This window comes from Priestia sp. 10L35 (assembly GCF_056395685.1).
In genome coordinates this window covers 769,573-783,817 of the sequence record NZ_JBFTKA010000002.1, presented here as the reverse complement: position 1 = coordinate 783,817, position 14,245 = coordinate 769,573, and the positions used below count along the sequence as shown (strand labels likewise).

Sequence of the window (14,245 nt, the reverse complement as noted above, 5' to 3'; positions counted from 1 at the left end):
ACCAATTTTTTAACTAGTTTTTCCTTCTCTTTCGTCCCCATCAGACGTATTTTTTTGGAAAAATGCTTTTACTTTATCCCGTTTTTTCTTCGAAATAAGAATATATAATGTATCACCTGCAAAAATTTGTGTATTTCCTCTAGGGGTAAGTAGTTTATCATCTCGAATAACAGCAGTCACTAAAATGTCTTCAGGGAGGTGAAGTTCTTCAAGCGATTTTCCTGATATATCTGCATGTTCCACGAGCTTCAACTCAATCATTTCATTTTTGGTTTTGCCCATCGAAACAAGCTCGAGACTGTGAGGAACCGTCTCTTTTTCACCTTGAGAAAGGTTTAGAAATTTGGCTAAAGGAGCGATTGTTGCTCCTTGAAGAAGAGCGGAAGTTAAGACAACAAAGAAAACGACGTTAAAAATGAGCGTGCTGTTCTCCAAACCTGCCATCATAGGATAAGTAGCCAATACAATTGGAACAGCTCCTTTTAAACCGGCCCAAGAAATAAACAGTTTTTCTTTGGAAGAATATTTAGCAAACATCATCGAAAGAAATACGCCGAGTGGACGAGCGACAAACATAAGTAAAAGAGATAACAGTATACCCTGCCAAATGATATCTAGCAGTTGATTAGGAAAGACAAGAAGGCCGAGTAAAATAAACATTAAAATTTGCATCATCCATGCAAAACCTTCGTTAAAGCGGACAATTGTGTGACGATAAGTTAGATCTGCATTCCCTACTACCACTGCCATTACATATACAGCAAGTAGACCGCTTGCTTCTACAAATGTGGAAATTCCATAGGTTAAGGCGGCCAATGACAATGTAAGCACAGGGTAAAGACCTGAAGAATCCAAATTAATTCGATTAATAATCCAAACGGATGCTTTTCCGAGTACTAAACCAAGTACCAGCCCGATTCCCATTTGCCAAAAGAAATTAAGGATTAATGAGAGGATAGGAGAGTCCGGATGTTGAATTAATTCAATAATAGAAACGGTTAAGAAGATGGCCATCGGATCATTGGAACCAGATTCTGCTTCTAGCGTGGAGTTTAATTTTTGGCGGATATTCTGTGTCCCTAGTACAGAGAACACGGCTGCAGCATCTGTAGAGCCAACGATTGCCCCAAATAAAAAGCCTTCAAGCCAAGTAACACCTAAAATATATTTGGCAAGTACACCCGTTAAAACTGTCGTAATGAGGACTCCGAAAGTAGCTAATGAAACGGAAGGGCGAACAACGCGTTTAACATCTTTCCATTTGGTCTGCACGCCTCCATCAAAAAGAATAATGATAAGCGCTAATATTCCGAATCCTTGTGTTAAAAGAGCATTGTCAAAGTAGATGTAGTGGCTAACAACCATTCCTACAATAATAAAGAGTACAAGCGAAGGGACTCCAAGGCGAGTAGAGAACTTTGCAGTAAGTACTCCTATGACAAGGAGAATAGATAGTAAAAGAATTGAATGGTCTACCGTAAAATCCAAAAAATACACCTCTTTTGTTCAAAATTTTTATGTAAGCAATAAATGAGGTTCCTCTATAATAATTGTAGCATAATGGATTTAAAACCTTGAGAAATCTGCTTATCAAAAAAAGAGATGCATAAACATCTCTTTTTTTGATCATGTATGAATAACAGGGACAGATTCTTATTTAACATCTTGCTCGTGATAAAGATGAGGAGCTTTAAATGTTGCTTTCTTTTTAACTGAAGAACCTTGTTGATCGGGACGGGAACGATCGTAAATAGCTGTTCCAACAATCTCAGCCACATCTTGAAGTTTTTCTTTGCTTATTTTATCAAGGGTATCTTCAGGCGTATGATACCAAGGTTCAGACGGACTGTGAATAAATAGAGCAGCCGGTATTCCTGCCTCTGCAAAAGGAACGTGATCACTGCGGCCGCCAGCTTGGAATGGCGTAGGTGATCCATTTAATCTTGTACTTGAAGCTTGAGCTAATTCTGTGACAAGATTTGGTGTTCCATCAGCTGTATTCATCACCAAATCTCCCGCATCTCGACTTCCCACCATGTCTAAATTAAACATTCCAACAATACGATTTTTCTCATCTTCAGATAGCTCACTAACATAATGCTCGGATCCTAGTAAGCCTACTTCTTCAGCTCCGAATGTAACAAATCGCAGTTCTGTATCAGTAGGAAGAGTTTTAAATACGCGAGCTAATTCAAGCACCATTGCTGTTCCAGAAGCATCGTCATTTGCCCCAGGCGCTCCGGCCACAGAATCATGATGAGCACCTACTACAATAATATCATTTGTTCCTTTTTTCTTAAAAGTAGAAGGTTTAGTAGCGGTTACATTATAAGATGTTCGCTCACTTACGACAGCTCCTTCAATTTTTACTGTACCTGAAGGCTTTTCGCCTTTTTGAATAGAAGTAAGAATCTTTTCACCTTCTTCTTTGGTAACAGCAAGAGACGGAATGTAGTTATCATTAGCGCCGCCAAGCGTTCCGCTTAGCTCACCGTCTGTATTATTAAAAATAATGACGGCTGCAGCCCCTTTTTCAGCAGCATTTAATACTTTTTCACCAAAAGTAATAGTGCCTCGCTGAACTAATACAATTTTACCTGTTACATCTTTGTTTGCTAAATTATCTTTTGTACCCAGCCCTCCATCTACAATTTCAGCAGTGACATTTCCATTGGTGCTATAAGTAAAAGTTGTTGGAGAGTAGCTGGTACCGTTTACGCTTAGTGAAAAACTAGCTGCTGGTGTGTAACCGGTAAAGGTAAAAGGCTCTACTGCGCTCTCATAGCCTAGTTTAGACAAACGCTTTTGAACAAATGTAGCAGCTTCGCGTTCAGCTTCAGTTCCTGCCACACGAGGTTTTTTTGAGAGATACGCAATGTCTTGATAAATTTTCTCAGCATTGATTTTTTTTAATACTTTTTGTTCAGAACTTTGATGGTGAGAAGCATTTGCAGAAGTAGAAGCTTGTACACTTGTAAAAGATAAAGTCAAACTTGTTGCTACAGCCAAAGAAATCACGGTTTTTTTCATTAAAATCCCCCTAAATTTATCGATGTAGTTGGTACTACTAGAATTTACAATATTAAGAAAATACAAAAAAGAGTATTATTACCTAAATGTTCCAGGATATTCCGTATCTAAATTCCTATTTTGATAGAGAAAATAATTCAAATAAAATGAAAATGTGGAAACAACTAAAGAGGATAAAAGAAACTGTGTCAAAAGTAATAAAAAAAGGTATTAGATAAGAATAAAAAAATAAGGTAAACTAGTTTAAAAGTAAGAAGAATATTCAGAACTTAATTGATGAGACATAGAGAGTATTCACTTAAAAAACAAAGGCTGGTGGGAAATATTGATAAAAAATAGGGAGGGTGTACGAAAAGCAGCGGCGGTAGCGGGTCTTCTGCTTGTAGGGGTGTACATCGTCTTTCAAACAATGGCATTTTTTAAAGGAGCATATGCTCTTAGCAGTTTGATAAAAGATAGTTTACTAGTGGGCGTAACGGCTGGAACGTTTTATTTACTTCATAAGCGTTCGGTTCATACCCAGGTGTCTGATGAACAGTATCAGCTTGCTACATTAATAAATTCAATGCCAGATTTTATTTGTTTCAAAGATGGGGCTGGCAAATGGGTGGCGGTGAATGATTTTGGAAGAGAACTTTATCATTTAAAGGGTATTGATTACAGGGGTAAAACCGATGCAGAACTTGGGGAGCTTGTCCCTTTCTTTCAAGCTGCTTTCTTACACTGTATTTCATCGGATGAAGAAGCTTGGAGGAAAAAGGAAAAGGTACGTACGGAAGAAGCGTTTGAAATACCAAACGGCGAGGTCAAAACATTTGATGTTATTAAAGTACCTGTGTTTTTTGATGATGGCTCAAGAAAAGCTCTTATCACAATTGGACGAGATATCACTCAGCAAAAGCTTGCAGAAGCGCTTCTGATAAAAAAGGAAAAGCTTTCTGTAGTAGGCGAATTAGCTGCTGGAATTGCTCATGAAATTAGAAATCCGCTTACGAGTATTAAAGGGTTTGTTCAGCTCATGAAAGAAACAGACCGATCCGCAATAGGGTATGCTAACATCATGCTTGATGAGCTGGAACGAATTAATGGTATTGTCAGTGAAATGCTCCTTTTGTCAAAACCTGAAAGTGAACATTTTCGCGTGTTTTCTCTTACAGAAGCGGTTAAGTATGTAATGAGTTTAACTTCCCATGAAGCTTTATTGAAAAACATTGACTTCTTATACGATGAACAAACAAATAACGCTAGTGTGTATGGAAATAAAAACCACCTTATTCAAGTATTACTTAATGTTTTTAAAAACGCAATTGAAGCCATGGATAGGCCTGGAAATATTTACATTACAATCAAAACAGCGAAGGATAACCATATTTTTATAGAAGTTAGAGATGAAGGAGTAGGAATTTCTAAAGACCGTCTAGAACATATAGGAGAACCGTTTTTTACTTTAAAAGAAAAAGGAATGGGGCTTGGATTAACAATCAGCTCCAAAATTATTCATGATCATCACGGTACCCTGCAGATTGAGAGTGAACAGAACAAAGGGACGATTGTTAAAATCCGACTGCCTCTGTATGTCGAAGATACGGCGGTTTTTGCAAGCAAATGAAATGTTGTAAACGAAAAGTAATGAAAACGTCATCCATTTCTTATTGCTAAACGCAGCCGTACATGATGTAATAAAAGAAACGAACATGTCAGGAAGGTAGCAAAATGAGACGTGCAGATCAAAAAATTATATTACCGTATACACCGGAAAATTTAAGAATGCTATTGCTTCAAGTATGTGACGGAGAAAATCCGTTTTCCCATCAGGACCTTACGTATTGGTGTGATAAATATACTCTCCATTATTATGAGTATGAAGCGGATGAAACGCAGTGGATGAATGATATGCAGCAGACAGATAATAGACAAGATCTAGCTAAATCCTATGCCATTGCTAAAGATATTGGCTGGCAGTGGTACTTTTATATGGCTAGAGGGACGACGCTATCTGATATTCAATATGTCGAGCTTCACGAACTAGAATTACCCAGACATTTGTTTGTAAAATGGCTAAATGAATTATATGAAATGTAATCCTATATATGAATTGTAGTACATCCGGTGTAATGAAAGAAAGACCATCTCTGGTAACGGGGCAAAAGACCACTGAAGTACATACAAGCGTAAAATAGAAAGCTAAGGAAAATCCTTAGCTTTTTTGTTTTGTCAAAATTATTCAAAAAAACTGTCTTCAGGAAAAAACATAAAACCTAGTTGACTTATTGGTATTGTTATATTATAAGTAATAGAGACATGATTTATGGAAAAAATTACAGGGGGAACATCTATGAATAACTTATTAGTCATCATAAACATCCTCATTATGCTCGCATTGCTTGCGGGGCTGTTTATGATGCAGAAAAAGCATGTATCATTTTCAAAGCGTGTGTTTACAGCGCTTGGACTAGGGATTATTTTTGGCTTTGCTCTTCAGTGGGTGTATGGTCCGACTCATGAAGTAACGATGACGACCGCCGATTGGTTTAGCATTGTAGGAAGCGGATATGTTAAGTTTCTGCAAATGATTGTTATGCCGCTTGTATTTGTATCGATTGTAGCGGCATTCACTCGCTTAAAATTGACGAGCAATATTGGAAAGATTAGTAGTTTAATTATTGGGATTTTGCTTGTCACAACAGCGATAGCAGCTGCAATTGGTATTTTTACAACAACGAGCTTTAATTTAGAATCTGTCCAAATTACAAAAGGGGAAGCGGAACTTCAGCGCGGAGAGGACTTAGAAAATAATTTATCTAGTTTAGAAGCAAAAACAATCCCGCAGCAAGTAGTAGAATTATTACCTGCTAACCCGTTTCTTGATTTAACAGGCGCACGTTCAACTTCCACGATTGGAGTTGTCATCTTTGCGGCATTTGTTGGAATTGCGTATTTAGGCGTGAAGCGTAAAAAGGCTGAGGAAGCGGCGTTATTTTCAAAAATTATTGATACGCTTTATGCAATTGTAATGCGTGTAGTGACGCTAATTCTTCGGTTAACTCCTTATGGAGTACTCGCAATTATGACCAAAACAGTAGCAACGAGTGATATTGATGCAATTGTTAAACTTGGAAAATTTGTTGTAGCATCCTATGTCGCATTGGCAGCTATGTTTATTGTTCATTTAGTTATTCTAACAATCATCGGTGTAAATCCGATCACATATGTTAAGAAAGTATTTCCTGTATTGGCTTTTGCTTTTACTTCCCGTACAAGTGCTGGAGCATTACCTTTGAATGTTAATACACAAACAAGACAGTTAGGGGTTCCAGAAGGAATTGCGAATTTCGCAGGTTCATTTGGTCTTACAATTGGTCAAAACGGATGCGCTGGAATATATCCAGCTATGTTAGCCGTTATGATTGCACCAACGGTAGGTATTGATCCCTTAACGCCTTCATTTATTTTCACGTTGATTGCCATTGTAGCAATTAGTTCGTTTGGCGTAGCAGGTGTTGGCGGAGGAGCGACATTTGCGGCTTTACTTGTATTATCTTCTATGAATTTGCCCGTAGCGCTAGCAGGCTTATTAATTTCAGTAGAGCCATTGATTGATATGGGGCGTACGGCGCTTAATGTAAGTGGAAGCATGACAGCCGGAGTCGTCACTAGTAAATTAACAAAAGAGCTAGATACAAACGTATATAACGATCAAACTATCTCACCTGAAACAGCAGAAGTGTAAAAGAGATACGTCATCCATAGTTAACATTGTTAACTATGGATTTTTTTTCTTTATCGACATAAAATAGGAAAAAATACTTATGATAACGCTTTCAAAAAAGGTTATAGTGAAAAATGTGTACGTACTTTATTTTACGGGAGGGTTTTCATTGAAATGTAGTTGGACTAAATATGCAATGGTACTGATGGCTTTACTCTTACTAGTAAGCTCTTTTTTTAGCCCATTTATGCAATCGTTTGCATCTGCAGCAGACTCAACTAAAATCACGATTCACTATCAGCCTGCTCCAAATGATACAAAGGAATGGGGATTATGGGTTTTTCCTGAAGGAGGAGAAGGGAAGCCTTACGTATTTACAGAGGAAGATCAATTTGGAAAAGTAGCGGAAGTTGAATTACCCGGTACTTATGACAAAGTAGGTTTTATTGTTCGAACAGAGTCGTGGGAAAAAGATGGAGGAGACCGCTTCGTTTCGGTGGAGAACGGTGAAGGAGAAGTATGGGTGAAAAGTGGAGATGAACATACATATACGTCTCCTCCTGACGGTGAATACCGAGATTTACCGAAGTTCGATAAAGTAAACGTTACCTTAAATTATCATCGGTACGACGGAGATTACAGCGGGTGGAACATTTGGACATGGCCAGGTGATGAAAAAGAAGGGAAGCAAATCGAATTTACGGAAGACACGAATTTTGGGAAGAGGGCGACCTACGCCATTAACAGTGGAAGTGGTAATTTATTTGACAAAATTGGTTTTATTGTACGCCATTCTACTAGTGACAGCGATTGGGAAAATAAAGACGGAGGAGAGCGCTTTATTACCAAGGTTGGTAAAGATGGGAATGTAGAAGTATGGATTGTTCAAGGACAAAATCGAATTTATTATGATAGAGCTGGAGTAGATATCACTCGGAAAATCACGAAAGCGACTATGGATACATTTAATCAAATCACCTTAGAAACAAACGTGCCGTTTGACTCTTCTAAGAGTTTAGGAGACATTGAAATTGACGGAGCTCAAATTGAGAAAGTGATACCTTATAAAGAGGGAGAAGACGCTGCTACTACTAAAGTTAAAATCATAACAAAACAGCCTTTGGACGTTACAAAAACGTATAAAGTGAAGCAAAAAGGCTACGGCTCAGCTGATGTAGTCAATGGAAATGTCGTTCGCACGAAAGAATTTGACGAAAAGTATGCATATAGCGGAAACGATTTAGGAAACACGTATTCTAAGAAACAAACAAATTTTCGCGTATGGGCTCCAACCGCAAGCGAAGCCAAGCTAGTGACTTATTCATCATGGAACTCCAAAGCTGTAAAAGAAATTTCTATGATCAAAAGTGAAAAAGGAACGTGGAAAGCGGAGTTAAAAGGAAATCATGATGAACTAATTTATACGTACAAAGTGAAAATTGGGAACAGCTGGAGCGAAGCGGTTGATCCATATGTACGAGCAACAACGGTGAATGGAGATCGCGGAGTTGTCGTAGATTTGCCTAAGACAAATCCGAGAAAGTGGAGTGCAAATAAGCCGAAATTTAAAAATCCAGAAGATGCGATTATCTATGAACTGCACGTACGAGATTTATCGTCTCAAAAAGAGAGTGGTATCAAAAATAAAGGAAAATATTTAGGCGTAGCGGAGTGGAAAACGAAAGGACCAAATGGAGTAAAAACAGGACTCAGTCATATTAAAGATTTAGGTGTGACGCACGTTCAGTTCCTGCCTATTTACGATTATCGTACGGTGGATGAAACGAAATTAAACGAGCCGCAGTTTAACTGGGGATATGATCCGAAAAATTACAACGTCCCAGAAGGTTCCTATTCAACAAACCCATATAATCCCAAGACGAGAATCATTGAGCTTAAACAAATGATTCAAACGCTTCATGATAAGCAGCTTCGTATGGTAATGGACGTGGTTTATAATCATGTGTATGCAGTGAGTGAGCATAGCTTTGATAAATTAGTTCCAGGCTACTACTTCCGTTATAAAGAAGATGGAACTTTATCCAACGGAACAGGTGTTGGAAACGACACGGCGTCTGAACGGAAGATGGTTCGGAAGTTTATTGTAGATTCTATTGCGTATTGGGCAAAAGAGTACCACATTGATGGGTTTCGATTTGATTTAATGGGGATTCACGATACAAAGACAATGAATGAAGTGAGAAAGAAGTTAGATGAAATTGACCCTTCCATTATCGTCTTAGGAGAGGGCTGGGATCTAGGAACCGAGCTTGATGCTAAGCTAAAAGCTAATCAGAAAAACGCTCAGGATATGAAGCGCATCGCTCATTTTAATGACGGTATGCGAGATGGTCTTAAAGGCAGCGTATTTTTTGATCATGACAACGGATTTGTTAATGGAAAACAGGGGCAAGAAAAGCTCATACAGCAAAGTATAGCAGCTGGAATAGATTATGATCATTCCACTGCCACGTATGAAGACCCGGATCAAGTTGTGACGTATGTAGAAGCTCACGATAACCATACGTTATGGGATAAGCTTCAGCTGACGAACCCTGCTGACACCGAGCAAACGAAAAAGCAAATGCATAAGCTTGCTTCTTCTATTATTTTAACATCTCAAGGAATGAACTTTATACATGCAGGTCAAGAGTTTATGAGAACAAAAGGCGGAGATCATAATAGCTATCAGTCACCCGATTCTGTCAATCAGCTAGATTGGAAGCGCCGAGCAGCTTTCAGCCAAGAAGTAGATTATATGAAGGGACTTATTGCGCTTCGAAAGCAATATTCCTCATTTAGAATGACGAGTGCACAGGCTATTCATCAAAATTTACGCTTTGTTGATGCACCAGCAAACGTAGTAGGTTATACGTTAAATGCTAAAGCCAATAAAGATAAAGCAAACGAAATAATGGTAATTCATAATGCAAATAAACAAGCTCAAACGGTTCATCTGCCTTCTAACAGAACGTGGAGATTACTTGTTGACGGCGAGCAGGCAGGAACAAAAACGCTCCGTACGGTGAAAGGAAATACAGTAAACGTTTCGCCTCTTTCGACATTTGTGCTAGTAAGATAAATTTTAGATAACTAGAATAAATGTAGAAAAATTCAGAATATTGTATGCGAAATTGTTGATTTTACTAGATAACATGGTAAAATATTCATTGTTAGCGTTTTCAAAATTCGTGGGGAGGTATGTATTTGATGCAAAATCTTGGAGCGAAAAAAGTTGAAATGAGTCCGAAAGTAGTGGAGTTTTTAAAAGGAGTAAAACAGCTATACATTAACGGCGAATGGGTAGACTCTGTTTCAGGAAAAACGTTTGAAACAGTAAATCCAGCAACGGGTGAAAAGTTGGCAGATGTAGCTGAAGCAAATCCAGAGGATATTGATCGTGCCGTCAGAGCGGCTAGAGAAGCCTTTGATCATGGACCTTGGACAAAGATGTCAGCAGCTGAAAGAAGTCGACTTATTTATAAATTAGCTGATTTAATGGAAACACATCAATTGGAGCTTGCGCAGCTTGAAACGCTTGATAATGGAAAACCAATTCGTGAAACATCAAATGCAGACATTCCACTAGCAATCGAACATTTCCGCTACTTTGCTGGGTGGTCAACTAAAATGGTTGGACAAACTATTCCTGTGCAAGGAGCGTACTTTAACTATACAAGATATGAACCAGTAGGAGTTGTTGGCCAAATTATTCCGTGGAACTTCCCGCTTTTAATGGCCGCTTGGAAGCTCGGAGCTGCTTTGGCAACTGGATGTACAATTGTGCTCAAACCAGCAGAGCAAACGCCGCTTTCTGCACTTTACTTGGCTCGACTAGCCGATGAAGCAGGGTTCCCAAAAGGCGTGCTAAACATTGTGCCAGGCTACGGGAAAACAGCAGGTGAACCGCTCGTTCATCATGATCTTGTCGATAAAATTGCTTTTACAGGATCTACTGCTGTCGGAAAAGCAATTATGAAGCAAGCTAGCGACTCCTTAAAGCGTGTGACGTTAGAGCTTGGAGGTAAATCACCAAACATTATCCTCCCGGATGCAGACTTAACAAAAGCAGTTCCTGGTGCGCTTTCAGGTATTATGTTTAATCAAGGACAAGTATGTTGTGCTGGAAGTCGTCTGTATGTCCAAAAAAGCTTATATGATAATGTCGTAGCTGATTTAGTTTCTCAAACGAAATCTATTAAACAAGGAAATGGATTAGCAGATGAGACGACAATGGGTCCGCTTGTATCTGCGCAGCAGCAAAAACGAGTGAAAACCTATATTGATAAAGGAATTGAAGAAGGAGCGGAAGTACTCGCAGGAGGAAACATTCCATTTGATCAAGGCTATTTCGTAGAACCGACTATCTTTGCAGATGTCGATCATTCAATGACGATTGCTCGTGAAGAAATCTTCGGTCCGGTTGTAGCTGCTATGCCGTTTGACGATCTCGATGATTTAATTGCCAAAGCAAATGATACAGCATATGGTCTAGCAGCGGGCGTCTGGACACAGGATTTAAAGAAAGCACACTATATTGCTCATGGTATTAAAGCAGGTACAGTTTGGGTGAACTGTTACAACGTATTTGATGCAGCAAGCCCGTTTGGAGGCTATAAACAGTCGGGAATTGGTCGTGAAATGGGAAGCTATGCGCTTGATAACTACACTGAAGTGAAAAGCGTATGGATCAATATGGAATAATAAGTAAGAATTTTTGTGAAAATCAATAGCATATCTTTGTGTGAAAAAGAGTAGTCTTTAGTGGACTACTCTTTTATTTGTTTAAGTCCCGCATTTTTAGAAAAGGAGTGATAACATTGCCGGTTATACAGGGCCCCTCGTCGTATAAGCTTACCGGTCACCTGCAAAAGTTTAGAGAGAACCCACTGGGTTTTTTGGAAAACTTGACTCAGTATGGAGAAATTGCAACATTTAGAGTTGCGCACAAACGCTTTTATGTAACGAGAGACCCTCAACTTATTAAAGATGTAGTCATTACAAACAGCAAGGCGTTTCAAAAAATTAAACTAACGCATATGTTTAAAACGCTGCTAGGCGAAGAAATGTTATGGACAGATGAAGCATTATATATGAGCCCCATTCAACCCTCACAACTAAAACAACATCTAACTTATAATAAGGAAGCAATCGCAAAAATAATTGAAAAGCATACGGAAACGTGGGAAGAAGGGCAGCTTCGAACGATAGTAAAAGACATAAGACAGATAGTCGTAGCTGTACTCCTTCAACTTGTATTTGGCATTTCGATTGAGGAGAAAGATAAAATTCACTATGTTCAAGCGCTTATGAGAAAAAAAGAAAAGTTAGGCAAAATTTATATTCGTCTACCTTTGCACCAGCTTGACTCAGATGAGCAGCTAGAACAACTCCTTTTTGAACGCGTTCAAATGCGTGTTCAAAACAAAACCGAAGGAAATGATTTACTGCAGTATATATTGAATTCTTACGGAGAAGACAGCGATGAAAGAGAAATATATGAACAGCTAAATTCTATATTCCTTTCGATGTATGAAATGATTACGCACGTATGCAGCTGGTCTATTCATTTACTGTCTCAAAATACTAGGGAGCACCTTCAGCTGCATAAAGAAATTCAAGCCTATGCTAGCGGCGAATCACTTTCAACCAAAAATCTGACCTATATGCGCAAAATAATTGCTGAAAGCATGAGGTTGTATCCGCCTCTTTGGCTATTTGGGCGTCAAGCACGTGAAGATATACAAATAGATGGCTACAGTATCAAAAAAGGGGAGATTATGTTAATTAGCCCTTATATGATGCATCGCCATGAAGATTATTTTTTAGAGCCAAGTGAATTTTTACCTGACCGTTTTGAAAAAGGAGGGTCCATTGATGTCCCAAGCTATATGTATATGCCGCTTGGGATTGAGCATCAAGCGGAAAGGGGCATGGACTATATCACTGAAATAGTAACCATTTTTCTGTCAGAAATGACAAAGCGCTTTTTATTTCAGCTGACTGAGCCCGAATCTATTGCTCCGATGGCGGGCGTAATGCTGAATATGAAAGAAGAACTGAAGGTGAATGTTCACAAAGTTCACGCGCAGTCTTGAATGAACGGGAATACTTTCCCTCTTTATATCAGGCTGTCAATTTATTGACACATCCTGCATTGAGATTTATCATAGGGTAATATTTGATAGAGATTACTGAAGGATTTTTAGAGGGGACTATGGATAAAACAATTAAACAGTTAGTGTCGCTAGTTGAAACATCATTACTAACGCAAGTTACGATTCAAAGTGAAAGTGACTATGATCCAGTTGAAGTTACGAACAAAACAAAAGAGTGGGTACTTATTGGTAAAGGAAACTATGCCGGTGTGTTTACGCACGAAAATTATCCTGAATTTGTCGTGAAAGTATACGGAAGAGAAATTTATGGTGTAAAGAAAGAAGCGCAAGTGTATAGACAGCTGGGCGTTCACCCAGCTTATTCTCAACTTTTTCATGAGGGAAAGACGTATTTGATTTTAAAAAGACTTACAGGCGTTACCTTGTATGATGCCGTCCAGCGGGGAATAAAGATTCCAGAACAAGTCATAAAAGATGTGAACGCAGCTTTGGACTATGCAAGAAGCCAGGGTTTAAACCCGTATGATGTGCATGGTAAAAATGTCATGATGAAAGATGGAAGAGGGTATGTGGTGGATATCTCTGACTTTTATAAAGAAGGTATTGATAAAAAATGGACAGACCTTGTAAAAGCTTATTACACCTTTTATCCGTTTATTGATAAGTACCATATCCGCTTGCCGTATCCGCTTTTAAACGTTATCAGAAAAGCATATCGTCTATATCGTAGAATCAAATCAAAAAGGAGTTTCCGCTAAAGGGAACTCCTTTTTAAGATGAAATACAGCGCAATACATGCTGCTGCTCAAAAGTTGGTTTTAATTTGAATAGAATGGTTTGTAGTATTTCAGATTGATAGACAAATTTTAGCGTATGTTTAAGGGAAAGAGGATGTAAGAAAGAACGTATTCTTTTTTCAGCATAACGTATCACCTGTTCTTCATAAAATAAAGTACGTGCGGAGATTTTAGCGTGAATGTCTTTTGTTAGTTCGATTGTAAACTGGATAATCAATAAATCAGTGTCTTTACAGTATTTTTCTAGTAGCATGATATCACCTCCATTTTGTCAACTCATTTACATAATCTTAATATAAAATTTACAAATGTCAATAAGACACGGAAAAATAAATGGTAAGACTGTTCTTTTTATATGTTGAATAAACAAGAACGTGACAGAGGTGAATAAACTTGAACATTAACGTCGGATTTGCCATTTTAGCTGATATTGATAATAAGATGACGGCTGCTATTTATGTGGAAAATCAAATTGTAGCGATTATAGCTGGACCTTCAGATATTCTGTATGAAAAGTTGAAAAAAGTGTTTTTATAATAGAGAAAAGCTGTAATTATAAATATGATTCATAAAAGGCTTAAAAATTCTAT

11 protein-coding genes are annotated in these 14,245 nt (G+C 38.3%); 8 read left to right on the top strand and 3 right to left on the bottom strand.

The window, feature by feature from the left end; translation table 11 throughout:
- Positions 1-9: 9 nt before the first annotated feature.
- Both AC1DEF_RS09950 and AC1DEF_RS09945 read right to left on the bottom strand, forming a co-directional pair.
- Positions 10-1,488, bottom strand: coding sequence for a potassium/proton antiporter (locus tag AC1DEF_RS09950; RefSeq protein ID WP_043982063.1), 1,479 nt, complete (start codon positions 1,486-1,488; stop codon positions 10-12).
- Between the two features lie 165 nt (positions 1,489-1,653).
- Positions 1,654-3,030 carry a M28 family peptidase gene (locus tag AC1DEF_RS09945; protein ID WP_097823617.1) on the bottom strand — a complete coding sequence of 459 codons (1,377 nt, stop codon included), beginning with the start codon at positions 3,028-3,030 and terminating at the stop codon, positions 1,654-1,656.
- 325 nt (positions 3,031-3,355) lie between these two features.
- Here AC1DEF_RS09945 and AC1DEF_RS09940 point away from each other — a divergent pair, with 325 nt between their 5' ends.
- The 7 genes from AC1DEF_RS09940 (at position 3,356) to AC1DEF_RS09910 (ending at position 13,616) form a co-directional block, all read left to right on the top strand.
- Complete coding sequence (locus AC1DEF_RS09940) at positions 3,356-4,639, top strand: ATP-binding protein (protein ID WP_097823616.1); 1,284 nt, start codon at positions 3,356-3,358, stop codon at positions 4,637-4,639.
- 104 nt (positions 4,640-4,743) lie between these two features.
- The gene (locus tag AC1DEF_RS09935) at positions 4,744-5,112 is read left to right on the top strand and encodes a hypothetical protein (protein ID WP_013082877.1); all 369 of its coding nucleotides are present in this window, start codon (positions 4,744-4,746) and stop codon (positions 5,110-5,112) included.
- A gap of 253 nt (positions 5,113-5,365) precedes the next feature.
- Positions 5,366-6,760 (top strand): L-cystine transporter, encoded by a 1,395-nt coding sequence (locus tag AC1DEF_RS09930; protein WP_097823615.1) that lies wholly within the window; start codon positions 5,366-5,368, stop codon positions 6,758-6,760.
- A 79-nt stretch (positions 6,761-6,839) separates the two neighbouring features.
- On the top strand, positions 6,840-9,821 hold the full coding sequence (gene pulA / locus AC1DEF_RS09925) for a type I pullulanase (protein ID WP_097823614.1): 2,982 nt from the start codon (positions 6,840-6,842) through the stop codon (positions 9,819-9,821).
- 128 nt (positions 9,822-9,949) lie between these two features.
- Positions 9,950-11,443: an aldehyde dehydrogenase family protein gene (locus tag AC1DEF_RS09920; RefSeq protein WP_013082880.1), complete on the top strand. Its 1,494-nt coding sequence runs from the start codon at positions 9,950-9,952 to the stop codon at positions 11,441-11,443.
- Between the two features lie 107 nt (positions 11,444-11,550).
- The gene (locus AC1DEF_RS09915; RefSeq protein WP_080781701.1) at positions 11,551-12,837 is read left to right on the top strand and encodes a cytochrome P450; all 1,287 of its coding nucleotides are present in this window, start codon (positions 11,551-11,553) and stop codon (positions 12,835-12,837) included.
- Between the two features lie 119 nt (positions 12,838-12,956).
- Positions 12,957-13,616, top strand: coding sequence for a serine/threonine-protein kinase (locus tag AC1DEF_RS09910; protein WP_097823613.1), 660 nt, complete (start codon positions 12,957-12,959; stop codon positions 13,614-13,616).
- Between the two features lie 13 nt (positions 13,617-13,629).
- Here AC1DEF_RS09910 and AC1DEF_RS09905 read toward each other — a convergent pair whose 3' ends face one another.
- Positions 13,630-13,908, bottom strand: a complete 279-nt coding sequence (locus tag AC1DEF_RS09905; RefSeq protein ID WP_013082883.1) for a hypothetical protein — start codon at positions 13,906-13,908, stop codon at positions 13,630-13,632.
- A gap of 140 nt (positions 13,909-14,048) precedes the next feature.
- Here AC1DEF_RS09905 and AC1DEF_RS09900 point away from each other — a divergent pair, with 140 nt between their 5' ends.
- On the top strand, positions 14,049-14,192 hold the full coding sequence (locus tag AC1DEF_RS09900) for a hypothetical protein (RefSeq protein ID WP_014460421.1): 144 nt from the start codon (positions 14,049-14,051) through the stop codon (positions 14,190-14,192).
- Positions 14,193-14,245 lie beyond the last annotated feature (53 nt).

What these genes read in the sequence shown, in the direction of transcription:
- AC1DEF_RS09945 (WP_097823617.1), bottom strand. Translation starts at nt 3,030, where the DNA reads ATGAAAAAAACCGTGATTTCTTTGGCTGTAGCAACAAGTTTGACTTTA.
- AC1DEF_RS09935 (WP_013082877.1), top strand. Translation starts at nt 4,744, where the DNA reads ATGAGACGTGCAGATCAAAAAATTATATTACCGTATACACCGGAAAAT.
- AC1DEF_RS09930 (WP_097823615.1), top strand. Translation starts at nt 5,366, where the DNA reads ATGAATAACTTATTAGTCATCATAAACATCCTCATTATGCTCGCATTG.
- pulA (WP_097823614.1), top strand. Translation starts at nt 6,840, where the DNA reads ATGATAACGCTTTCAAAAAAGGTTATAGTGAAAAATGTGTACGTACTT.
- AC1DEF_RS09920 (WP_013082880.1), top strand. Translation starts at nt 9,950, where the DNA reads ATGCAAAATCTTGGAGCGAAAAAAGTTGAAATGAGTCCGAAAGTAGTG.
- AC1DEF_RS09910 (WP_097823613.1), top strand. Translation starts at nt 12,957, where the DNA reads ATGGATAAAACAATTAAACAGTTAGTGTCGCTAGTTGAAACATCATTA.
- AC1DEF_RS09905 (WP_013082883.1), bottom strand. Translation starts at nt 13,908, where the DNA reads ATGCTACTAGAAAAATACTGTAAAGACACTGATTTATTGATTATCCAG.